Raw genomic sequence first — 21,790 nt, 5'->3', positions numbered from 1 at the left:
GCCGGGTTCAGCGGGCGTCGCGGTGCTCGTTGCGGCGCGCGTAGGCGGCCGCACTGCGGCTCGACAGTGCCAGCAGCACGAGGATGTCGACGGCGACCGCGGTCTTGTCACCGAACAGTTCGAAGGCGCCGCCGTGCGCGAGCCACGACGCGAACGAGACGCAGATGTCGACCACTGCGGCGACCATGACGAGCACTCGGACGGCGTTCCAGCCCAGGAACAGGCCGACCGAGATGGCGAGCCCAGTGAGCCCGACCGCGATCACCGCGACGGTGACACTCCCGAACAGGTCGCTGAGGACGGCGACCAGCATGTCGACGACCGTTCCGGCGTTCCGCAGCGTGCCGTCCCAGGCGCCGAAAGTCCCGAGCCCGGCGAGCGTGCCGATGATCGCGCGCGCCAGCACCAGTGCCGCTCCCGCGACGATCGCGGCAGGGCGAGGCATCCGCGGGTTGTAGCCGGTCGGCTCGAGCAGCTTGCCGGCCGCTTCGTACGACATCCGCTTGTCGGGCGTGCTCATCGGGGCATCCCGTCGTCATCGGATGCCCCGGACGCAGCCGCTCCGGCGCCACCGCGCAGATCGACGATCGGAAGGTCCCCGTCAGTGCGGATCGAGTCGCCGCCGCCGTTGCGGGAGTGGTAGCCCGTCGAGAAGTCCTTGATGACCTCGATGCGTGCGGCGACGGGCGCGGCACGCAAGCTGTCGACCACGTGGTCGCGCTCGACGTCGGTGTCGGCGTCGATCTTGTGCGTGATCTGCAGAGTGAACAGCGACAGGCCGACCGAGCGGTCGAACGTGCCCGCGGCGAGCCAGTCGACCCGGCGCCCGCCCGGCAGCAGCCATCCATCTGGGCAGCGCCAGAACCGCACGTGGTGGCGCTGCGCGGGGTTGCCGTCGACCTCCTGCTGGTACGCGAGGTCTTGCTGATGGCCGAACAGGAACAGCGGGCTGACCGGTGCTTCGGCGTACGACTCACGCCGCAGGGTCGAGGTGACGATCCCGATGCTGGACCGCAGCGACACCGGATCGGCAAGCGTCCAACCCGCCCCAGACATCGCGGTACGCAACTCGTCCTCGGTGCCGAGCACGGCGAGATTGACGGGATCGCCGAGCAGCCCATCGCTCGTGCGCGCCCGCCCAATGAAGTAGTCGGGCACGTAGATCGTCGTCAGGATCCGGTGAAGGCGCGGCAGCACGAGGTAGGCCACCAGCACCCAGAACAGGATCACGAGCACGATCCCCCACCAGCCGGCATCGAAGGTCTGCGTGAAGCTGATGACGGCGAGCCACACCGTGGCAACGCCCGCGAAGACGAAGAAGAACCAGTCGGCCGCGATCCCGAGCGAGTAGCGGCGCGTGCGGCGCGTGCGGCCTTGACCGGATGCCTCGCTCATGCGCCCCCTCTCCACTGACCGGGCCTGTGCCGATTCCCCTCGTCAGCCTAGGGCCGTGGTGCGCCCGGGCCGTTGTCTCAGCCCTCGCCGCAACAACTCAGGAGTTGCGCGCCGCAGACCGCCCGATCCCGTCGAAATCGGGCGTCGGGAGTCGGCCGTTCCTGAGTTGTTGCGGTGGCGCCGCGGCGGGCGGCGGGCGGCGGCGCCTACGGGCCCGCACGGGCCCGCCCTCAGGTGGCAGTCGCGGCGGCCTCAACGCACCGGAGGCAGCCACAACTGCCAACCCGAGCCGGGTGTGCGTGTGTCACCCCGCCCGGGGGCCGCGTGCCACCCGCCCGCGGGCGGCGCGTCAGGCCTCGCCGAGGAACGCGAGCGCCTCCTGGCGGAAGACGCGCGAGCCGGGCGCATTGAAGTGGTGCCGGCCCGGGATCTCCACGAAGCGCCCCTGCGGGCACGCGGCGGCGAGCGCCTTGGAGCCCTCGATGATGGCATCCAGCGACCCCGTCGCGAACAGCACGGGCTGCGCCGGCGCTCGGGTCGGATCGGGGTCGATCGTCTGCGACGCGCGCAGGCCGCCCGCGATCGCCAGCAGTGCGTGCAGGTCGTTGCCCGCGACGCGCTCGGTCAGGGCGATGTAGTTCTGCGTCACGGGATCGGTGACCGGCGTGCCTTCGTCGACGTAGGCACGCACCTGATCGATGTTCAACCGGGCGAGCGGGATGCCGTCGGGAACGCCACCGAGCACCGCACGCGGGATGCGGTGCGCGAGGTCTTGCACGACCTCCCACCCGACGCGCGCCCCGAGCGAGTACCCGACATAGCGCGCCTCGTCGACGAGGTACGTGTCGAGCACGGCTTCGACGTCGCTCGCGAGCTCGCGGATCGTGTAGTCGTGCGGGTCGTGTGGCTTGTCGCTCGCCCCGTGGCCGCGCTGGTCGAGTCCGAGCACTCGGTACCCGGCGGCGAGCAGATCGCGCACCCAACCGGTCGCGACCCAGTTGTCCTTCGTGCTCGAGGCGAAGCCGTGCACGACGACCACGACCGGATCAGCGATGTCGCCCCACGAGTAGGTCGCGATGCGCAGACCGTCGCCCACCATGATGAACTGCGGGTCGGGCAGCTGCGTCAACTGGGGCAGTGCGACGTAGGCCGGCACGGCGTCGTCCATGGCGGATCTCCTCCCGTGGCCGCGCGGCGCGGCATGCTCTCGTCGTGCACCGCTGCGCGCCTTCCCCGGTCAGGTCGCGGGTCGCGGGCGGTGCCGACTCTGCCAGGCTACTCCGCGCGGCGGGCCGCACGGGCGGCGCGGCGACCGCGGCCGTGCACGCGAGCAGCCTGATCGTCGCGGCGGCGACGCCACATTCCGCGCGAGGGCGCAGGGACGGATGCCACGGGGATCGACGCCGTGACGACGGCATCCACCACCATCGACCCATCGGTCGGCCCGATCACCGGGATCGCGGTCGTCTCAGTGACCTCGATCGGGTCGACCGGCATGGTCGCCAGAGCGCGGTGCGCGCGGATATATGCCGGAATCAGAATGAGGCACGCGCCGATCCAGGCGAGGGGGTTCGACCACACGACACCGACGAACCCGAACAGGTGGCCCAGCAGCACCGCCGCGCCGACGCGCATGACGAGTTCAACCACTCCGGTGACGGTCGGGATGATGGTCGAGCCGAGACCCTGCAGCGCTCCGCGCAGGATGAACAGCACGGCCAGCGACGAATACGTCGCACCGTTGATGAGCAGCATGAGCGCCGCCATGTCGACGACGTCGTCAGAGCCGTCGCCGACGAACAGACGCACGAGCGGAGTGCCGAACGCGATCAGCAGACCGCCGAGCACGAGGCCTGCGGCCACCGACATCCACACCGCCTGGATCACGCCGCGGCGGATGCGGTCGGGGCGGCGCGCACCGAAGTTCTGCGCTGCGTACATCGATGCGGCGAGCCCCAGCGACTGCAGCAGCGCGACGGCGAGGCCGTCGACGCGCGACGCGGTGGTGTAGGCGGCGACGGCATCCGCACCGAGCGAATTGAGCGCGACCTGCACCGCGAGCGCACCGATCGCGATGATGGATGCCTGGAAGCCCATCGGCAGTCCGAGGCGCAGGTGCTCGACGAGGTCGGCGCGGCGCACACGCCAGTCGGAGCGGCGCAGGTGCAGCACGGGCACGCGACGGCGGACGTACTCGAGGCACAGGATGACCGAGACCGCCTGCGAGACGACGGTCGCGAGGGCCGCGCCGCCGACACCCCACGCGAGCGGGCCGACCATGACGATCACGAGGACGACGTTGAGTCCGCACGCGATCGTCAGGAACACGAGCGGCGTGCGCGAGTCACCGATCGCGCGGATGATCGCCGCCAGATAGTTGAACGCCATCATGGCGCCCGCCCCGAGGAAGCTGATTTGCGCGAAGATCGTCGCCGGTTCCATGAGCTCGGGCGGCGTCTGCAGCAGCGCGAGCGCGGGCTCGGCGCACAGCGGCCCGACGACCGTCAGCAGCACGCTCGTGCCGATCGTGAGCACGGTTCCCGCGCCCACCGAGCGGCGGACGCCGTCTTCGTCGCGGGCGCCGAAGGCCTGCGCGGTCGGGATCGCGAACCCGCTCGTCATGCCCCACGCGAGCCCGAGCAGCAGGAACAGCAGGCTGCCGGTCGCGCCGACGGCGGCGAGTGCGTCGACGCCGAGATGGCGGCCCACGACGATCGCGTCGATGACCTGATACAGCTGCTGGACGACGTTGCCGATCAGCAACGGCACCGAGAACGCGAGGATGACGCGCCACGGGCTGCCGGTGGTCAAAGTGCGGGACATGCGCGGCTTTCTGCGGGTTGGGGTGGGAGGTGCTATGGGGTGTGCCTTGCGGGTACGCGGCGGCCGTGCCTTGCGCGGGCTTGCTGCGTTGCGGTGCCGTGCGCGGCTTGCGGTCAGACGCCGAAAGGCGCCCCGAGCGGAGCGCCAGGCATCCATCGTATCGAATCGATTCGGGAAGACGCAAGCAGGTAGCCTTGCACGCATGTCCGTGGGTCTGCTTGCCGTCGTCGATGACATCCTCAGTGCGGCGCTGAAGGCATCCGCGAAAACGGCCGGGGTCGTCATCGACGACGCGGCCGTGGCGCCGCAGTACGTGCAGGGCCTGACGCCCGCGCGCGAGTTGCCGGTCGTCGGACGCATTGCGCTGGGGTCGCTCGCGAACAAGTTCCTGATCATCATCCCGATCGCGATGCTGCTGACCGCCTTCGCACCGTGGGTGCTGCCGTGGCTGCTGATCGTCGGCGGCACGTACCTGTGCTTCGAGGGCGCCGAGAAGGTGCTGGAGTGGTTCGGCTTCCACCACGCCGACGGTGAAGAGGACGCCCGCGATGAGAAGCGCCTCGTCGCGGGTGCCGTGCGCACCGACCTGATCCTGTCCACCGAGATCATGCTGATCGGGCTGTCATCCATCGACGAAGACCTCGGGTTCTGGATGCGCCTGCTCGTCCTCGCTCTGATCGCCCTCGCGATGACGGCACTCGTGTACGGCGCCGTGGCGCTGCTCGTGAAGCTCGACGACATCGGCCTGCGCATGGCGAAGAACTCCGCCGCGCGCGTGCGGCACACCGGCATGCGGATCGTCCGATCGATGCCGGGCGTGTTCCGCGTGATCTCGGTCATCGGGACGATCGCGATGCTCTGGGTCGGCGGCCACCTCGTTCTCACGAACCTGGGCGAGGTCGGCTGGGCGGCTCCGGCAGACGTGCTGCACGCCGTCGATCACTTCCTCGAACCGGCCGGCGCCGTGGTCGCGTGGACCGGCGAGACGCTCGTGTCGGCGATCGCCGGGCTCGCCCTCGGGCTCGTGATCGTGGGGATCGCCCTCGTGATCGGCAAGGCCTTCGGCAAGAACCTCAGCTTCGCCGAGGGGCACAGCGCGCCGCACGGCGGGGAGTAGCCGCGGGGTGGCGCCGCCGCACCCGGCGGGGTCAGGCGTCGAGCGTGACGGCGATGCCACCGCCGGGGGCGGGGGCGACATGGATGCCCGAGGCATCCATCACCCGCCACGTCGCGCCGACGGCGTGCGCTCCGACGCCGATCACGCGCATGCCGGCGGCGAGGCCCGCGTGTATGCCGTTGACGGAATCTTCCACGACGATGCACGCGCCCGGCTCGATGCCCAGCGCCCGCGCCGCGGCGAGGAAGCCCTCGGGGTCGGGTTTGCTGCGCGTGACGTCCTCGGCGGTGACGACGACGGGCGGCATCGCGAGGCCCGAGACATCCATGCGCGCCTGCGCGAGACCGAGCGTCGCCGACGTCACGAGCGCGTGCGGCAGGCCCACGAGATCGCGCAGCAGCTGCGCGGCTCCGGCGATCGCGACGACGCCCTCGGTCTGCGCGGTCTCGAGCGCGAGCAGGTCGCGGTTCTCGGCGAGGTTGATCTCGTGCGGGCGATCGGGCAGCAGCATCGCCATCGATTCCTGACCCTGGCGACCGTGGATGATCGCGAGCACGCGGGCGGGATCGATGGCGTGCGCGAGCGCCCACTCGGTCCACAGCCGCTCGACGACGGCGGTCGAGTCGACGAGCGTGCCGTCCATGTCGAGCAGCAGCGCAGCCGCGCGGGTCTGCACGCGCGTCACGACCGGCGGCACGGCGAGCACGGGCCAGCCGCCGTGCAGCGGCGGGATGTGCCAACCCGAGTGCAGGGTGCCGTCGGGGTCGCGGCGCACGACGGTGCGATGCGGCGACGTCGTCGAGACGATGTGGATCAGCACCGTGCCATCGGGCTGCTGTTCGCCGCGCGTCGCGAGCGAAAAGCAGGCTGGATCGAGGGTGTCCGGCCCTGAGCCGGGCGCTTGCGCCGGTTCAGCCTGCTTTTGGACCTTCAGGTCGCGCCACTCCGGCCCGACGGTCAGGTCGCCGACGCCGGGGAGGGCGACGGTCCAGCCGTCCGCCGTGTCGGTGAGGGTGAGCCCTGCAGCGTCGAACGGCGCCTCGGCCATGATCGGCAGCTGCGCCCGGGCGTCCCAGGAGTCGTGCGGGGTCGACAGGGCGGCGTGTGCGGCGCTGGCGGCACGCGCGTCACCGGCGGCGCTGGCGGATGCCAAGGCATCCGCGGCCTCCGAGGCATCCGCCCCATCCGCCACCGCACCCACGACACCCGAGACATCCACACCCTCAGCCGCCGCACCCGCGGCGGCGACCGCCGCGACGAAGTCCGCGAAGGCGCGCAGGATCGCCTGGGTCTCGAGCGTCGCGCCCTGGTAGCCGATCGCGAGACCCTGCTCGGGCAGGACGAGGCCGAACTGCCCCGCGGCGCCGTCGAGCCGGAAACCCTGGCGCCCGCGCCACACCTGGTATCCGTAGCCGAGGGCCCAGTCGTTGATCTCGCCCTCGGGTGCGGGCGGCCCGTCGAAGTCGGCGGTGGATGACCACGGCCGACTCAGCTCGTCGACGTACCACTCCGGGGCGACCTGGACCCCGGCGAAGCGGCCGTCGTCGCCGAGCATCGTCGCGGTGCGGACGAGGTCTTCCGCGGTGAGGTGGAAGCCGAATCCGCCCTGCTCGACACCGTCGGATGCGCTCATCCATCGGTCGCCGATGCCGAGCGGGTCGAGCAGGCGCGGGCGCAGGTAGGCGGTCAGCAGCTCGCCGGTGACCGCCGTGACGATCGCCGAGAGGGTGTGCGAGGCGGGCGTGTTGTAGGCGAAGAAGCTGCCCGGGGTGTGCTCCGGCGCGGTGCTCAGCAGCGCGCTCGGGTCTTCGCCGAAGCGCTCGATCTGCGCCGCGGAGTGCCCCGTGTTCATCGTCAGCAGATGGCGCACGGTGATCCCATACGGGTTCGGCAGGTCGAGCAGCGCGCCGGCCGAGTCATCGAGGCTGAGCCGCGCCTCGTCGGCGAGGAACCCGATCGCGAGCGACGTGAAGGTCTTGGATGCCGAGTAGACGAGCGCCGCACGATCGAGGCGATACGGCGCCCAGGCCGTCTCGAACGCGATCTCACCGCCCCGCGCGATCACGAGCGCGTGCGGATCGAGACCCTCGGCCTGCAGCCGGTCGGTCAGCGCGGCGAGCGCCGCGGTGGGGATGCCGAGTTCCTCGGGCGAGCGGCGGGGCAGCGGAAACGGGAACGCGGGGGAGCCAGACACGCACTCACTCTACGAGGCGGGGCGATGCGCCCGCGAAGGTGGGGGGCGCTGCCGGGCGGCGCGGGACCGCGGTGCACGAAGGCGCGGCTGCGCCGGCACCCGCGGCGGCGCCAGCCCGCGCGACGCGTCAGTGGTCGCCGGGCAGGCGGATGCTCGACGTGTCGGGGTGCTCATGGGGCATCCGATCACGGTCGTATGTGATGTCGCGGTAGCCGTGCGGGGCGGGCACGCCGTCGGCGTCGAGGTTGACGAAGACGATGCGCTCGATCGTGAGGATGCGCTGGCGCGTGATCATGTTGCGCACGACGGCCCGCATCGTGAGCGAAGTGCGGCCGAAATGCGTCGCGCGCAGGCCCATTTCGATCAGATCGCCCTGCAGAGCGGATGCCTCGAAGTTGATCTCGGAGATCAGCTTCGTGACGACGCGATAGTTGCCGAGCTGGATGATCGCGTAGATCGCGGCCTCTTCATCGATCCAGCGCAGCAGGCTGCCGCCGAACAGCGACCCGTTCGCGTTGAGGTCTTCGGGGCGCACCCACTTGCGTGTGTGGAAGTTGACGCCGTCATCCGACCACACCCACTCCGCATCCGTCATCTTTTCCACGGTTCGACGATACCCGCGGTGCTACCGTGCCATGGTGACGACCGCTTCCGAAGCCCCTACCGCCGCCCGCGTGATCCGCGTCTCGGCCGCCGTCATCACCGACTGCGACGGACGGCTGCTGCTCGTGCGCAAGGCCGGGACGACCGCCTTCATGCAGCCGGGCGGAAAGCCCGAGCCCGGTGAGACCCCCGACGTGACGCTCGTGCGCGAGCTGGCCGAGGAGGTCGGGCTGCAGCTGTCGGTCGCCGACCTCGAACCGCTCGGCGAGTTCACGGCGCACGCGGCGAACGAACCGGGGTTCCTCGTGGTGGCCGACGTGTTCCGCGCCGACATCGGGACGCAGGTGCCGGTGGCGGATGCCGAGATCGAAGAGCTGCGCTGGGTCACGCGCGCCGAGGCATCCGCCCTCGATGTCGCGCCGCTCGCGCGCACCTACTTCCTCCCCGCGGACTGACCCTCCCCGCCCGCGCGGGCTACCAGGAGCTCTTGCGGTAGTCCTTGAGGAAGATCCCGAAGAGGTCTTCGCCGGCCTCGCCGCGCACGATCGGGTCGTACACGCGGGCGGCGCCGTCGACGAGGTCGAGCGGAGCGTGGAAGCCCTCTTCCGCGAGGCGCACCTTCGTGAAGTGCGGGCGCTCGTCGGTGATCCAGCCGGTGTCGACGGCCGTCATGAGGATGCCATCGGCCTCGAACATCTCGCGCGCGCTCGTGCGCGTGAGCATGTTCAGCGCCGCCTTGGCCATATTGGTGTGCGGATGCCCCGGACCCTTGTACCCGCGCCCGAACACACCCTCCATCGCCGAGACGTTCACGATGTACTTGCGTCGGGCGGTCGAGGCGGCCATCGCGGGCCGCAGGCGCGAGACGAGCAGGAACGGCGCCGTCATGTTCGCGAGTTGCACCTCGAGCATCTCGAGCGGCTCGACCTGCTCGACCGACTGGGTCCAGCTGTTGATGTGGTTCTCGTCGGGGACGAGTCCGCCGGCGTCGATCGCCGTGCCGGCGGCGAGGCGCTCGAGCGACGACGACCCCGCCGCCATCGCCTCGGCCGTGAGCTCGTCGGCAGTGAGTTTCTCCGAAGCAGGCGCCGCGGCGGCGAGAATCGGGTGGCTCGACACCGACTGCGCGAGCGCGAGGGGGTGCGCGTCGTTCGTGTGCCCGAACGTGAGCAGCTCGGGCAGCGGACCGGTCGGCAACGGCGCCAGCTCGGCATCCACCAACGGCTTGTACGCGCCGGCCGAACGCCGCACCGTCTGGGCGGCGTTGTTGATGAGGATGTCGAGGGGTCCGTCGGCGGCGACAGCGTCGGCGAGGCCGATGACCTGAGCCGGGTCGCGCAGGTCGATGCCGACGATCTTGAGCCGATGCAGCCAGTCGGCACTGTCGGGCAGCGCCGAGAAGCGGCGCACGGCGTCGCGCGGGAAGCGCGTCGTGATCGTCGTGTGCGCGCCGTCGCGCAGCAGGCGCAGGGCGATGTACATGCCGATCTTGGCGCGACCGCCGGTCAGCAGCGCGCGCTTGCCGGTGAGGTCGGTGCGCGCATCGCGCTTGGCGTGACTCATCGCGGCGCACGATGGGCACAGCTGGTGGTAGAACGCGTCGACGAGCGTGTACGGCTCTTTGCAGATGTAGCAGGCGCGCGGCTTGATGAGCTCGCCCGCGTGCGGAGCCGCGGTGCGCGCAGCCAGCGGGATGCCCCGGGTCTCGTCGTCGATCCGGTCGGGAGCACCGGTCGCGGTCGCCGCGACGACGGCGCGGTCGGCATCGGCGATGCGCTGGCGCTTGTCGCGACGCGCGAGGCGCTTGACGTCCTTGTACATCTTGCCGGTCTGCCGGCGCAGCGCGATGTACGCGGGATCCTCGTGATCGAGCTGCGCGGCCGCCTCGATCACACGCAGCGCGATCTCGAGCTCGGCGGGGTCGATCGTGGGCACGACCGGCTCGTCGTCGGACTCGAGGGGGTTTTCAGGCACAGGAAAGTGTACCGAGCGGCGCCTGAACAGCGGCCGGGATGCCCGGGACTTCGGTCAGGGTGCCACCCGATCGTCGAGCACGAGCTGCATGAACGTGAGGTCGAGCCACGCGTCGAACTTCGCGCCGACCTGGCTCAACGTGCCGACGCCCTCGAACCCGAGCTTCTCGTGCAGGCGGATGGATGCCTCGTTGCGCGCTTCGATCCCGGCGACCATCACATGGATGCCGCCCGCGTGCGCCCGCTCGATGATCGCTTCCATGAGCGTGCGCCCGAGGCCGTTGCCGCGCTGATCGGCGCGCACGTACACCGAGTGCTCGACCGTGAACCGATAGCCGTCGAAGGCGCGCCAGCTGCCGTACGACGCATAGCCGACGACCTCCTCGCCGTCGACCGCGACGATGACGGGGAATCCGGATGCCTGACGATCGGCGATCCAGGCGGCGCGGTTCGTGGCATCCACCGTCACGTCGTTCCAGATCGCGGTCGTGTGGGCGACGGCGTCGTTGTAGATGACGGCGATGCCGGCGGCGTCGGTGGGCAGCGCATCGCGCAGTTCCATGAGCGGGTCCTTCGTCTCACGCGACCCGGTGACGGGTCGCTCGATCGCAATTGTAGGTACGCGACCCCGACGGAATCGGCAGCACACGACCGCCGCTGCAGCCGCGCGTGGGGTGCACTGCGAGTACACGTTTCGGAAGGGACTCCCACCGCCGCCCGGATAGGGGTTGAGTAGGCGGCGTCTGACGAAGGAGAACATCATGACCGATGAACCGACCGGCTGGTCCGGCGCACAGCGCGCGCTGGGAGATTTCGCACCAGGGCTCGTCCACTACACAGACCGTGTGCTGTTCGATGAGGTGTGGGAACGCACCGATCTGTCCAAGCGCGACCGCAGCCTCGTCACCGTCGCCGCCCTCACGGCGATGGGCAAGACCGATCAGCTGCGATTCCACCTCGACTTCGCCCGCCAGAACGGCGTCACGGACGATGAGCTCAAGGAGGCCCTGCTGCACCTTGCGTTCTACTCCGGCTGGCCCAACGGCATGGGCGCCATGGCCGTACTCAAGAACACCATCGAAGGAAAGGACAACTGACATGAGCTTCGACAGTGTCTTCCCGCTCGGGGAGAAGAACGACGCGTACGCGCAGTACTTCATCGGGCAGAGCTACCTCGCCCCGCTCGCGAGCCTCGGCATGCACATCTCGAACGTGACGTTCGAGCCCGGATGCCGCAACAACTGGCACCGCCACAATGCGACCAGCGGCGGTGGGCAGATCCTGCTCGCGGTCGCCGGATCGGGCTGGTTCCAGGCCGAGGGCCAGGAACCGATCAGCCTCGAGCCGGGGACGCTTGTGGAGATCCCGGCGGGGCAGAAGCACTGGCACGGCGCCAAGGCCGACTCGTGGTTCAGCCACGTCGCGATCGCCGTGCCCGGCGAGAACACGTCCAACGAGTGGCTCGAGCCCGTCGACGACGAGTACTACGCGACGCTGGCAGAGAAGGGCGACAACGCATGAGTATTCTCGACGAGACATATACCCTCGCGAACGGCGTCGAGATCCCCCGGCTCGGGCTCGGCACGTGGTTCATCGACGACGACAAGGCGGCACAGGCAGTGCGGGATGCCGTCGAGATCGGCTACCGCAACATCGACACGGCGCGGGCGTACGGCAACGAGCGCGGCGTCGGCGAAGGCATCCGTACGTCTGGCGTGCCCCGGTCTGACCTGTTCGTCTCGACCAAGCTCGCCGCCGAGATCAAGGACTACGAGACGGCACGCGCGTCGATCGACGAGTCGCTCGAGCGGATGGGTCTCGAATACCTCGATCTGATGCTGATCCACAGCCCGCAGCCGTGGGCCGACTTCCGCGGTGGCGACTACGCCGACGGCAACCGGGCGGCCTGGCGTGCGCTCGAAGAGGCGCACGCCGAGGGCAAGCTGCGCTCGATCGGTGTCTCGAACTTCCGCGAGGGCGACGTCGAGAACATCATCGACGGCGGCACCGTCGTGCCGCACGTCAACCAGCTGCTCGTGCACGTCGGGAACACCCCGACCGACCTGCTCGAGTTCTGCGCCGACCGAGGCATTCTCGTGCAGGCATATTCGCCGATCGCGCACGGCGAGATGCTCAAGAACGCGTTCGTCGCCGAGATGGCGGCCACCTACGGCGTGACCGTGCCGCAGCTGTGCATCCGGTACACGCTGCAGCTGGGCACCGTGTCGCTGCCGAAGACCGCGAACCCCGACCACATGCGCTCCAACGCACAGGTCGACTTCACGATTTCCGACGTCGACATGGACGCGCTGCGGGGCCTCGAGGCGCGCGACTACGGCGACTCGAGCGGATTCCCGGTGTACAGCGGCAAGTGAGCTGACGCCTCACCCGAACGAGGTGGCGCCCCGGACTGACTCAACCTGGTTGAGCTGGTCGGGGGCGCCACCCATTTGCGTGTCAGGACTGTTCGTCGGCCCCGCGCCCGTATCAACCCTGGGCGGATGCCTCCACTGCGGCGAGATCCGCACGCACGTCGGCGGGCTCGTCGGCCAGCGGCAGATTCGCGGTGTCGTCGGCCCCGTCGAGACCGCGGTCGGCCGCGAGCGCCGCGAACAGCGGCTCGAGGTCGGGCTGTGCGGGCCCGCGCTCGGCCACGAGCTCGAGGGTCTTGCCGTTCGCAGCATCCGAGGTCAGCGAGCCGACGAGGACGTCGGCGATCTGCGCGCGGGCGATGACTCCGTCGGCGGGACTGCCCGCCCAGCGGCGGTCACCCTGCAGGAAGTGCAACTGGTGTTGATCGGCGTCGTTGTAGTCGAACCACCCGGGTCGGACGATCGTGTACGGATGCCCGCTCGCGCGGACGAGCCGCTCGGATCGGCGCTTCCAGTCGTGGTAGCCGCCGGCGCGGTTGGTGACGCCGATCGCGGTCATCAGCGCGATGCGCACGGGACGGTCGCCGATCGCCTGCAGCACGTTGCGCACGCCGCCGTAGTCGACGTCGCGGACGGCTGAGCTGGAGTACGGCGCGCCGTGCGTGAACACGACCGCGTCGATGCCGTCGACGGCGGTGGCCAGCGACGCCGGGTCGGTGAGGTCGCCGGCGATGCCCGTCGTGCCGCGCGGGGCGCGAGTCGGCGTGCGGGTGAGCACGCGGAGGGTGTGTCCGTCGGCGAGCGCGCGACGAGCGACCTCGCGGCCGATCGATCCCGTGCCGCCGACGAGCAGGATGGTGAGATTCGTCATGGGATTCCTGACTGTTTGTGGGCGCTCAGCGCCGGCGCGGCGCTTGATGGCTGACTCCAGTGGACCACCCCCCAGCATGCGCGCGGCGGTGTCCCGTGTTCCAGGTACTGACAGGCCCCCTCGGCCGGCTACGCCTCGGGGACCTCGAGGCCCCACGACGACGGGTCGACCGCGTCGGGGTCGGGGCCGCCGCGGTGCCCCGTGTCGAGCGCGTCGATCCGGGCCAGCTCGTCACCCGAGAGTTCGAAGTCGAAGACGTCGAAGTTCTCCGCGATGCGGGTGGGCTTCGTCGACTTCGGGATCGCCGAGCGCCCCTGCTGCAGGTGCCAGCGCAGCATCACCTGCGCCGGCGTCTTGCCGTGCGCGGCGGCGATCTCGGCGAGGGTGGTGTCGTCGAGGACGCTGCCATTCGACTCCCGGTAGAACGTGATGCCGCCGATCGGTGACCACGCCTGCGTGACGACGCCGCGCGCGGCATCCGCCGCCTGCACCGCCGGCTGGGTGAAGTACGGGTGCAGTTCGACCTGGTTGATGGCCGGGGTGACCGTGGCGGTCTCCATCAGGGCATCCAGGTGATGCGGCATGAAGTTGCTCACGCCGATCGCCCGCGCCTTGCCGTCGGCGAGCAGCGTCTCGAGCGCGCGGTACGCCTCGCGGGTGCGCTCGAAGTGCTGCGGCATGGGCTGGTGCAGGATCAGCAGGTCGATCTGGTCGACGCCGAGCTTGGCCGCACTCTTCTCGAACGCGTGCAGCGTCTGGTCGTACCCATAGTCGACGACCCACACCTTCGTCTCGATGAACACGTCAGAACGAGGGATGCCCGAGCGGCGCAGCCCCTCGCCGACGCCCACTTCGTTCGCATACGCGGCGGCGGTGTCGATGTGCCGATATCCCGTCGCCAGGGCGGTTTCGACGGCGGTGGCCGTCTCGTCGGGCGGGGTCTGGAAGACGCCGAAGCCCAGGGCGGGCATGACGACGCCGTTATTGAAAGTGAGGACGGGGACTGATTCGGTCATGATTTCTCCTTCTTTCGTGTCAGTCGTGGGGTGGGGGCGGGCTGAAGTACTGCTGGGTGGTGCAGGAGTGGCCTCGCGCGGGGGTCTGCGGCATCACCAGCCCCAGCGAGCAGGACTTCGGCACGCCAACCCGCGGCAACCCGCGGCGCGCGCGGCACGGGCCGGCCGCGCTGCGAGCCGGCGAAAGGTCGGGTCACCTGCCGCGCATGCGGGTGGCGGCGAGCCGCGACGCGTCGGCGAGCTCGACGGCCAGGCCGTCGTCGCCGCTGCGCACGGCGGCCCAGTACGCGATCTTCGCGGCGACGTACTCCTGCCGCTGCTGCACGCGGGCTGCTTCGTCGCGCAGGATCTCCTGCTGCCGCTCGAGCAGCGCGATCTCCTGCGCGGCGCCGGCGGCTCCTTCGAGCCTGTGCGCGAGGTACTCGCGCATCTCGGGGATCGCCATGCCCGTCGCGCTGAGGCAGGCGATGCCGTCGATCAGGTCGATGTCGTCCTGGCTGTAGGTGCGGTGGCCGCTGGTGCGCCGCCCGATCGGATCGATGATGCCGATCGTCTCGTAGTACCGCAGCGTGCTCGCCGGCAGACCGGTCAGCTCTGCCGCCTCGCGGATCGTGTATCGCTTCGTGTCGAGGGCCATGCTTCGACGGTAGAAACTTAAAGTGCTCGAAGTCAATCGGGTCGGGTGACCGCGCGACTCATAACAACCGCTGAAGGTGCACAGCGGTGGCGCATCGGATGCCTTGGTGACATGGGTGGTGTCGAGAGGAAGCCCCATGTTCCCGCAGTCTGAATCCACCGCCCCCGCGCCCGAAGCCGCCGCGCCCGCAACCACCGCGCCTGCCGCGCTCGCGCGGCCCTGGTACCGACGACCCGTCCCGCTGACGTGCATTGCGGCGGGCCTCGCGCTCGTCGGCGTACTGAGCATCGCCGGGCCGCTCGCGGCGAGCGCGGCGGCGTCGTCGGCCGCGACCACCGCGGCATCCACCAGTGACGCCGCCGGCAGCATGCCCAGCGTCACGAACCCCTACAGCGGAGCGCAAGGCTACGGCGGCTACGGCCCGGGATCGACACAGAACGGCGGCACGAGCGGCGGCACCGGCACCACGACCGGCAGTGCGAACGAGGACGCCACGACCGCGTCGGCGGACGAGTCGACCGGCGTCGTGCTGATCGACACCGTCATCGGCTACGAGAACTCCGCCGCGGCGGGCACGGGGCTGGTGCTGACCTCCGACGGTCTCGTCCTCACGAACAACCACGTGATCGCCGACTCCACCGAGATCAGCGTGACCCTCAGCACGGGCGAGACCTACACGGCGACGGTCGTCGGCACCGACGTCGCGGACGACGTGGCGCTGCTGCAGTTGCAGGGGGCGAGCGGGCTCGACACCGTGACGATCGACGACGACGCCGAGTCGGTCGGCGACGCGGTGACCGCCGTCGGCAACGCCGAGGGCGGCGGGGTGCTGCTGGCGGCAGACGGCGAGATCACGCAGCTGGATGCCACGGTCACGACCTCGGGGTCTGACAGCGAGACGCTCGACGGCATGATCCAGTTCAGCGCCGACGTGGTCGCCGGCGACTCGGGTGGCGCGCTGCTGGATGCCGAGGGCGAGGTCATCGGCGTGACGACGGCCGCCTCGAGCGGCACGGCCACGACGACCGCGTTCGCGATTCCGATCGAGGATGCCCTCGCGATCGTCGACCAGATCCTCGCGGGCGACGAATCCGACGGCGTGACGCTCCGTTACCCGGCGTTCCTCGGGGTCGAGATGTCGTCGGGCACGACGAGCACCTATGCGACGCCCGGGCGCCGGTCATCGTCGAGCAGCACCACCGCGACCACGAGCGGCGCGGTCGTCGCGGGCGTCATCGACGGTATGCCCGCCGCATCGGCCGGGCTCACCGCCGGCGACACGATCACCGCGGTCGACGGCACGAGTGTCGCGAGCTCGACCGAGCTGTCGGCGGCACTGTCGGGCTATGACCCGGGCGACACCGTCACGATCACGTGGACGGATGCCTCCGGGGCATCCCACTCGGCATCCGTCACGCTTGCGACAGGCCCGGCGGCCTGACGCGGAGGGGAAAACAGGGGCGGCAACGGCTTTATTCACGGTCGTTGCCGCCCCTTCGTCGTGCCGGCGAGCGCAAGCTGGAGGTATGGATGCGGCACAGAAGAAGCGGCGGACTCCGCAGCCGATGTGTCCCGTGCGCGCCGGGGATCCCTGCTCGCTGTGCGTTCCGGGAGCGACCGGTCCGCAGGACTGCCCCCTCGTGCTGCTCGTGATGGATGACCCCGAACTGCGCGAACGCGCCAACGAGCTGCGCCAGGCCGCCCGCGCGAAGCGCTGAGGCGCGCATCGGCCGCGAGCCGAGCTGGTGTTACCAATTCTTGGTACTATTCCTCATGGCCACCAACACGTCGATCAGCCTCGATGCGCACTTCACCGACTTCCTCGCGCAGGAAGTGGCAACCGGACGCTACCGCTCCGCAAGTGAAGTCGTGCGTGCCGGGCTTCGCCTGCTCGAGGATCAGGAGACGCAGATGAGCGCGCTGCGGGCAGCCCTGGTCAGCGGCGAAGAGAGTGGCGCGCCCGAACCGTTCGACTTCGATGCGTTCATCGCCTCGAAGCGTCCCTGACGTGGGTTCCTACCGGCTCACGCCGGCTGCTCAGCGCGACCTGTCTTCCATCTGGGATTACACGGTCGAGCGCTGGGATGCCGGGCAGGCCGAGACGTATGTGCTCGAGATTCGCAACGCTATTGAGCGCCTGGCTCAGCAACCGGATCGTGGACGCACCGTCGACCACATGCGGGCCGGCTACCGCCGCTACGCGATCGGAAGCCACCTGATCTTCTTCCTCGAGGGCGACAACGGCATCGACGTCATCCGCATCCTGCACCAGCGGATGGATCCCACCCGCCACCTGTAGTGCGGCGCCCTCGCGTATTGCGTCGAGCGTTCGTAACCTAATACATGGAGGGGAGTGCGCATGAGGCTCAACAGCAAGGGACAGGTGACGATCCCCGCCGAACTGCGACACAAGCTCGGGTTCGTCGAGGGCGACGAGGTGGAAGTCATCGAGGACGGAGCGACGTTGCGGATCGTGCACAGCGCGCCGGACGCCACCCCGACGGATCGCTGGATTCACCGCGCGCGGGGAATAGCGCGGGGTGGCATGGCTACGGACGAAATCATGCAACTCACTCGTGGCGAGTAACGCCACGCTCATCGACTCCGACATCATCCTCGATGTACTGACCGAAGACGCGCCCCCCGCACGCCGCGGGCCGCTCCCGTCAGCGCAGGTGCATGCCCTCACCGACGGCATACGCCTCGCCGAGCCAGCCGACGAACTCATCGTCGAGCTCCGACATGGTGGCGACCTGGAAATGATGCACGAACAGGCGCTGCGTGTACGGCGCGACCGATCGGATGCGCGGGTCTGACACCGCGCGCTGCAGGTCGAGGTATCCGCGCAGTCCGGCGGTGACCGGTCGGGCGCCGGCGAACCCCCGCCGAGACCCCTTCAGCGTGATGGATGACTTCGACACCGCGTAGGTGAACGGGCCGAACGTCGAGACGAGCTCGATGAAGCGGTCGAAGAGCTCGACGGCGAACTCCGGCTGCCCTTCGAGATGTCGCTCGATCGTCCACTCGGCATCCGGCGTCATGGTGAACCTCCTTGTTCGGGGACCAGGACGCGTCAGGCGTGTGTCTCGGCCAGCTCATCGGGATAGATCACGTCGATCTCGTCGATCGTCTTCGGAAAGTCTCTGCGGTTGTTCGTGAGAAAGCGATCGGCGCCATTGACGATCGCGGTCGCCAGGTGCACGGCATCCGCAGCACGAAGACCGTACGAGATCGAGCATGCGAGCGCCATCCGCGCGGCGGACTCATCGAACGGTCGCAGTTCGAGTCTGCTCAGCAGACGCAGCAGCTCGCGGCTCTCAGCCGATTCCGGATCCGCACGGAGCGGCTTCGCCAGCGTCTCGGTGAGAAGGAGGACCGACCCGATTCCCGCCGGCGCGTCGCCCACTGCGGCGAAGATCCGCCCGACGGCCGAACCGAGCGGATGACCCGATGCCGCGTAGATGAGCACGTCGGCGTCGAAGGCGATGCTCATCGCACCGCCCGGCCGGCACGGATGTCGTTCACCAGCTCCTCTGCACGTTCCGCCGACATCACCGGGCCCTCGAGCGGCTCGTCGCGCGCCCGGTCAAGCATCGCTCCGATCCGATCCGCGCCCGCCCAGACCCTCGATGACCGACGCGCCGCGAGCACGTCGGGACGCACCAGTACAGCGATCACCCGCCCGTGTCGGGTGATCGAGATCTCCTCACCCTTCTCGACCCGGTCGAGCTGAGCGGGGAGAGTCTGACGCGCTACGCTCGCGCTGATCTCTGCCATGTACGGGATTGTACGCTGGCGTACAATCTCTGGAGGCTGTGCGGTCATTCGTGGGTCCAGTCTGGGCGGCTTCTGCTCATCAGAATGCTGAACGATTGGGCCAGCAGGTGCCCCGGCTCGATCGCAAGGGCCTCCCGCAGATACGCGAGCGCAAGTGCCCGTTTGCCCGCGGCCCACAGCAACCACGCGATCACGCACAGCACGGGCGGGCGCAGCTGCTCGGGTGCGTACGCAGCGGTGAGCCGGAAGAGTTCGACGGCCTTCTGCATGCGCCCTCCGTTCGGAACCCGGCGGATCTCGCCACGCAGACACCTCGATGACAGATCATGTCCGACGTCCCCTCGCGCGGCGAGCTCCTCAACGCGCTCATCGACAGTGATTCCGCGCGCGTAAGCCGCGGCGGCAATCCTCTCGATCAGCAGCAGTGCGTTCTCCCCCATGCCGCGTCCGAATGCGACCTGTGTCGCCGTCGACTCCGGCACCAGCGGAAACTGCAGCATCAGTGTCAGCTGCGCGTGGAACGTGGGGGAGTACGAGGTGACCTCGTCGTCGAACAGCGTCTCGACGATCGAGATGATCAGATGAAGCGTCTCCCAGTGGGTGAACGGCTCATCGTCAGAGCCGTGCTCCTCCATGGCACGCGCCGCTTCAGAGCGCGAGACCTGGACGGAGATCCGCGGCAGGTCATCCGCAACGGAGAGGATGCGGTGCAGCACTCGGTCGCGATCGTGTTCGTCAACGGAGGGCAGGCGAAGGCCGGTTCGTGTCGCGCTGGTGTCATTCATCCCCCGATCCTCGACGCTGAGCACATCCCGTGGTCGGCCGATGAGCCGGAATGTGGACAAGTCCCGAAAGTCGGCGATTGTGGAGGAAGCTCCGCACGGCGCTGGCGCGGGGTGGGCTCAGCCCTCGTCGAACATGATGACCTGGCGAACCGCGCGGCCGTCGGCGAGGTCATCCATCGCGTCGTTGATCTCATCGAGGCGGATGCGGCGGGTGATGAGGCGCTCGATCGGCAGGCGACCGGCGCGCCACCAATCCACGAAGCGCGGGATGTCGCGGGCGGGCACCGCCGAGCCTAGATAGCTGCCGATGATCGCGCGTGCCTCACCCGTGATCGTGAGCGGCGAGATCGACGCCCGCGCCGCCGGGTCAGGCAGCCCCACGGTCACGGTGCGGCCGCCCGGAGCGGTCGCGGCGAAGGCGGTTTCGAAGGCACGCGGATGCCCCGCACACTCCAACGCGTGCGAGGCTCTGATCCCCCGCTCGGCCACCTCGGCCGGCGTGTAGGCCGCGGTCGCTCCGAGTTCGCGGGCGAGTTCGAGCTTCTCGGGAACGTTGTCGACGGCGATCACATCACCCTTGCCCTCGGCGATCGCGGCGATCAGAGCGGCCATGCCGACGCCGCCCAGCCCGACGATCATGACGCTGTCGCCCGGCTCGGGGCGGACGGCGTTCAGCAGCGCACCACCGCCGGTCAGCACCGCGCAGCCCAACACCGCCGCGACGTCGGCGGGGACGTCCGCGGGCACGCGGACGATCGACACACGGTCGACGACCGCATGGGTTGCGAATCCGGAGACGCCAAGGTGGTGCTGGATGTCGCGCCCGTCGCGGGTGAGCCGGCGCTCACCGTGCAGGAGCGTCCCGGCGTTGTTCGACGCGGTGCCGCGCTCGCAGGGCAGGCGCCCGTCGGTTGCGCAGCCCGCGCACTCTCCGCACCGCGGCAGGAACGCCATGACGACCCGCTCACCGACGGCGAGGTCGGTCACCTCGTCACCGAAGGACTCGACGATGCCGGCGGCTTCGTGGCCGAGCAGCATCGGCACGGGCCGCACCCGGTTGCCGTCGACGACCGAGAGGTCAGAGTGGCAGACGCCCGCCGCCTCAATGCGGACGAGAACCTCCGTCGGCCCCGGTTCGCCCAGCTCGAGCGTCGAGATGCTGATGGGCTTCGACTGCGCAAACGGACGCGCGCGTCCGATCTCTTCGAGGACGGCTCCGGTGATTCTCATGACGTGCTCCTTCATTGGATGCCGACGCGGTGTTCAGGCTCAGCGCGCTATCCACTGTAGGTCGCCGATGCGAGCGGGGTGTCACCGGTCTGGGTCACGGTGGCGATACCCCCGCACAGTCGGGATCAAGTAGTGCGCTCGACTTCGCAATCGTCGTACTATGTAGGTATTGTTCCTACATAGTTGGGAGACGGTCATGCCCACGATCACCAGTCGAGACTTCAATCACGACGTCGGCGCCGCCAAGCGCGCCGCGGAGGTGGAGCCGGTCACCATCACCGATCACGGACGACCGTCACACGTTCTGATCACCGCCGCGCTGTTCGATCAGCTCACGGGCCACAGACGCCGAGTGGGCACACGGTTGAAGGCGCAAGGCGTGCCGGTCGACTTCGACCTGCCCGATCGCAGGATCGACGACAGCCGAGTGCCCGACCTGTGAAGTACCTGCTCGACACGAACATCATCAGCGATCACTACAAGGGAGTCTCTCCCGCGCTGGACAGATGGATGGACGCACAGGTCGAAGGCGATCTCGCCATCAGCGCGATCACCGTCCTCGAACTCGATCGCGGAGTACGTCAGCGCGAGCGCCGCGACCCCGCCCAGGGGGCCCGGCTTCGCCTGTGGCTCGACGACGCCGTGCGGCCTCTGTTCACCGGGCGCATCCTCGTCGTCGACGAACGCGTCGCCCTGGTGGCGTCTGGCCTGCATTCCCCTGATCGGATGCCCGACATGGACGCGCTTATCGCGGCGACCGCGCTTGTGCATGGACTGACGCTCGTGACGCGCAACCTTCGGGATATGGAACGCACGGGCGCCGCACTGCTGAACCCGTGGGATCTCGCCGGGTGAAAGCGCCGCCGGTGACAACGCCTCGCCGAGATCATCACTGTAGGTTCCCGCTCGAGATGGCGAGGAATGCCGCGATTCCACGGTAGTTGGCTGGGGTTTCGGGTTCAGGATTCCGCGAGTAGTGGCGGATTCTTACAAGAGC

Annotated in this window: 28 protein-coding genes; 12 read left to right on the top strand and 16 right to left on the bottom strand. The window is 69.4% G+C overall.

The features are described from left to right. Window positions 1–7: 7 nt before the first annotated feature. From BGO46_RS09215 to BGO46_RS09200, 4 genes are all read right to left on the bottom strand, one after another. Window positions 8–520: a hypothetical protein gene (locus BGO46_RS09215; RefSeq protein WP_292677977.1), complete on the bottom strand. Its 513-nt coding sequence runs from the start codon at window positions 518–520 to the stop codon at window positions 8–10. Beyond that, window positions 517–1,395 carry an LssY C-terminal domain-containing protein gene (locus BGO46_RS09210; protein WP_292677979.1) on the bottom strand — a complete coding sequence of 293 codons (879 nt, stop codon included), beginning with the start codon at window positions 1,393–1,395 and terminating at the stop codon, window positions 517–519. Before BGO46_RS09210 ends, BGO46_RS09215 begins: the two co-directional genes overlap by 4 nt. A gap of 349 nt (window positions 1,396–1,744) precedes the next feature. Further along, window positions 1,745–2,563: an alpha/beta hydrolase gene (locus tag BGO46_RS09205; RefSeq protein WP_292677982.1), complete on the bottom strand. Its 819-nt coding sequence runs from the start codon at window positions 2,561–2,563 to the stop codon at window positions 1,745–1,747. Window positions 2,564–2,670: 107 nt separating this feature from the next. Beyond that, window positions 2,671–4,218: an MATE family efflux transporter gene (locus tag BGO46_RS09200; protein ID WP_292677984.1), complete on the bottom strand. Its 1,548-nt coding sequence runs from the start codon at window positions 4,216–4,218 to the stop codon at window positions 2,671–2,673. Between the two features lie 202 nt (window positions 4,219–4,420). Here BGO46_RS09200 and BGO46_RS09195 point away from each other — a divergent pair, with 202 nt between their 5' ends. Next, window positions 4,421–5,335, top strand: coding sequence for a DUF808 domain-containing protein (locus BGO46_RS09195; protein WP_292677986.1), 915 nt, complete (start codon window positions 4,421–4,423; stop codon window positions 5,333–5,335). Window positions 5,336–5,366: 31 nt separating this feature from the next. On the opposite strand, the gene BGO46_RS09190 is transcribed toward BGO46_RS09195, so the two are convergent. After that, window positions 5,367–7,529, bottom strand: coding sequence for an HAD-IA family hydrolase (locus BGO46_RS09190; RefSeq protein ID WP_292677988.1), 2,163 nt, complete (start codon window positions 7,527–7,529; stop codon window positions 5,367–5,369). A gap of 127 nt (window positions 7,530–7,656) precedes the next feature. Then, entirely contained in the window at window positions 7,657–8,124 is a 468-nt protein-coding gene (locus tag BGO46_RS09185; protein ID WP_292678043.1) for a hotdog domain-containing protein, read from the bottom strand. A 43-nt stretch (window positions 8,125–8,167) separates the two neighbouring features. Between BGO46_RS09185 and BGO46_RS09180 the strand changes: the two genes are divergently transcribed. Beyond that, a complete protein-coding gene (locus tag BGO46_RS09180) occupies window positions 8,168–8,587 on the top strand; it encodes an NUDIX domain-containing protein (RefSeq protein ID WP_292677990.1) in 420 nt (139 codons plus the stop codon). A 19-nt stretch (window positions 8,588–8,606) separates the two neighbouring features. Here BGO46_RS09180 and BGO46_RS09175 read toward each other — a convergent pair whose 3' ends face one another. After that, window positions 8,607–10,106: an SDR family oxidoreductase gene (locus BGO46_RS09175; protein WP_292677992.1), complete on the bottom strand. Its 1,500-nt coding sequence runs from the start codon at window positions 10,104–10,106 to the stop codon at window positions 8,607–8,609. Between the two features lie 54 nt (window positions 10,107–10,160). Next, the gene (locus BGO46_RS09170; protein WP_292677994.1) at window positions 10,161–10,667 is read right to left on the bottom strand and encodes a GNAT family N-acetyltransferase; all 507 of its coding nucleotides are present in this window, start codon (window positions 10,665–10,667) and stop codon (window positions 10,161–10,163) included. A 199-nt stretch (window positions 10,668–10,866) separates the two neighbouring features. Here BGO46_RS09170 and BGO46_RS09165 point away from each other — a divergent pair, with 199 nt between their 5' ends. From BGO46_RS09165 to BGO46_RS09155, 3 genes are read left to right on the top strand one after another with little or no spacing between them, the layout of a single operon-like run. After that, window positions 10,867–11,202 carry a carboxymuconolactone decarboxylase family protein gene (locus BGO46_RS09165; RefSeq protein ID WP_292677996.1) on the top strand — a complete coding sequence of 112 codons (336 nt, stop codon included), beginning with the start codon at window positions 10,867–10,869 and terminating at the stop codon, window positions 11,200–11,202. A 1-nt stretch (window position 11,203) separates the two neighbouring features. Then, window positions 11,204–11,626: a cupin domain-containing protein gene (locus BGO46_RS09160; RefSeq protein WP_292677998.1), complete on the top strand. Its 423-nt coding sequence runs from the start codon at window positions 11,204–11,206 to the stop codon at window positions 11,624–11,626. Further along, window positions 11,623–12,480, top strand: a complete 858-nt coding sequence (locus tag BGO46_RS09155) for an aldo/keto reductase (protein ID WP_292677999.1) — start codon at window positions 11,623–11,625, stop codon at window positions 12,478–12,480. The genes BGO46_RS09160 and BGO46_RS09155 overlap by 4 nt, the downstream gene beginning before the upstream one ends. A 112-nt stretch (window positions 12,481–12,592) precedes the next feature. Here BGO46_RS09155 and BGO46_RS09150 read toward each other — a convergent pair whose 3' ends face one another. The 3 genes from BGO46_RS09150 to BGO46_RS09140 form a co-directional block, all read right to left on the bottom strand. After that, window positions 12,593–13,348, bottom strand: a complete 756-nt coding sequence (locus BGO46_RS09150) for an SDR family oxidoreductase (RefSeq protein WP_292678001.1) — start codon at window positions 13,346–13,348, stop codon at window positions 12,593–12,595. Window positions 13,349–13,476: 128 nt separating this feature from the next. Then, complete coding sequence (locus BGO46_RS09145) at window positions 13,477–14,364, bottom strand: aldo/keto reductase (RefSeq protein WP_292678003.1); 888 nt, start codon at window positions 14,362–14,364, stop codon at window positions 13,477–13,479. Between the two features lie 193 nt (window positions 14,365–14,557). Beyond that, on the bottom strand, window positions 14,558–15,001 hold the full coding sequence (locus BGO46_RS09140) for a MerR family transcriptional regulator (protein ID WP_292678005.1): 444 nt from the start codon (window positions 14,999–15,001) through the stop codon (window positions 14,558–14,560). Between the two features lie 136 nt (window positions 15,002–15,137). Between BGO46_RS09140 and BGO46_RS09135 the strand changes: the two genes are divergently transcribed. From BGO46_RS09135 to BGO46_RS09115, 5 genes are all read left to right on the top strand, one after another. Beyond that, on the top strand, window positions 15,138–16,442 hold the full coding sequence (locus BGO46_RS09135) for a trypsin-like peptidase domain-containing protein (protein ID WP_292678007.1): 1,305 nt from the start codon (window positions 15,138–15,140) through the stop codon (window positions 16,440–16,442). An 85-nt stretch (window positions 16,443–16,527) separates the two neighbouring features. Next, on the top strand, window positions 16,528–16,719 hold the full coding sequence (locus BGO46_RS09130; RefSeq protein ID WP_292678009.1) for a DUF6767 domain-containing protein: 192 nt from the start codon (window positions 16,528–16,530) through the stop codon (window positions 16,717–16,719). Window positions 16,720–16,774: 55 nt separating this feature from the next. Continuing rightward, window positions 16,775–17,008, top strand: a complete 234-nt coding sequence (locus BGO46_RS09125; protein WP_292678011.1) for a type II toxin-antitoxin system ParD family antitoxin — start codon at window positions 16,775–16,777, stop codon at window positions 17,006–17,008. A 1-nt stretch (window position 17,009) separates the two neighbouring features. Beyond that, the gene (locus tag BGO46_RS09120; protein ID WP_292678013.1) at window positions 17,010–17,300 is read left to right on the top strand and encodes a type II toxin-antitoxin system RelE/ParE family toxin; all 291 of its coding nucleotides are present in this window, start codon (window positions 17,010–17,012) and stop codon (window positions 17,298–17,300) included. Between the two features lie 60 nt (window positions 17,301–17,360). After that, window positions 17,361–17,588, top strand: coding sequence for an AbrB/MazE/SpoVT family DNA-binding domain-containing protein (locus tag BGO46_RS09115; protein ID WP_292678015.1), 228 nt, complete (start codon window positions 17,361–17,363; stop codon window positions 17,586–17,588). Between the two features lie 79 nt (window positions 17,589–17,667). Here BGO46_RS09115 and BGO46_RS09110 read toward each other — a convergent pair whose 3' ends face one another. The 5 genes from BGO46_RS09110 to BGO46_RS09090 all read right to left on the bottom strand — a co-directional run bounded on the left by BGO46_RS09110 (window position 17,668) and on the right by BGO46_RS09090 (window position 20,793). Beyond that, window positions 17,668–18,042 (bottom strand): DUF5655 domain-containing protein, encoded by a 375-nt coding sequence (locus BGO46_RS09110; RefSeq protein ID WP_292678017.1) that lies wholly within the window; start codon window positions 18,040–18,042, stop codon window positions 17,668–17,670. Window positions 18,043–18,074: 32 nt separating this feature from the next. Then, window positions 18,075–18,494, bottom strand: coding sequence for a type II toxin-antitoxin system VapC family toxin (locus BGO46_RS09105; RefSeq protein ID WP_292678019.1), 420 nt, complete (start codon window positions 18,492–18,494; stop codon window positions 18,075–18,077). Continuing rightward, the gene (locus BGO46_RS09100) at window positions 18,491–18,778 is read right to left on the bottom strand and encodes a type II toxin-antitoxin system Phd/YefM family antitoxin (protein ID WP_292678021.1); all 288 of its coding nucleotides are present in this window, start codon (window positions 18,776–18,778) and stop codon (window positions 18,491–18,493) included. The genes BGO46_RS09105 and BGO46_RS09100 overlap by 4 nt, the downstream gene beginning before the upstream one ends. Window positions 18,779–18,822: 44 nt before the next feature. After that, window positions 18,823–19,563, bottom strand: coding sequence for a DUF4192 family protein (locus BGO46_RS09095; protein ID WP_292678023.1), 741 nt, complete (start codon window positions 19,561–19,563; stop codon window positions 18,823–18,825). A 117-nt stretch (window positions 19,564–19,680) separates the two neighbouring features. Beyond that, window positions 19,681–20,793 carry an alcohol dehydrogenase catalytic domain-containing protein gene (locus BGO46_RS09090; protein ID WP_292678025.1) on the bottom strand — a complete coding sequence of 371 codons (1,113 nt, stop codon included), beginning with the start codon at window positions 20,791–20,793 and terminating at the stop codon, window positions 19,681–19,683. Window positions 20,794–20,989: 196 nt separating this feature from the next. Here BGO46_RS09090 and BGO46_RS09085 point away from each other — a divergent pair, with 196 nt between their 5' ends. Then, window positions 20,990–21,235, top strand: a complete 246-nt coding sequence (locus BGO46_RS09085) for a type II toxin-antitoxin system prevent-host-death family antitoxin (RefSeq protein ID WP_292678026.1) — start codon at window positions 20,990–20,992, stop codon at window positions 21,233–21,235. Beyond that, window positions 21,232–21,648, top strand: a complete 417-nt coding sequence (locus BGO46_RS09080; RefSeq protein ID WP_292678028.1) for a type II toxin-antitoxin system VapC family toxin — start codon at window positions 21,232–21,234, stop codon at window positions 21,646–21,648. Before BGO46_RS09085 ends, BGO46_RS09080 begins: the two co-directional genes overlap by 4 nt. Window positions 21,649–21,790 lie beyond the last annotated feature (142 nt).

It is taken from the genome of Microbacterium sp. 70-16, assembly GCF_001898315.1.
GTDB lineage: Bacteria > Actinomycetota > Actinomycetes > Actinomycetales > Microbacteriaceae > Microbacterium.
Note: the sequence above shows the minus strand (reverse complement) of the source record. Positions and strands in the feature narration are given on the sequence as shown.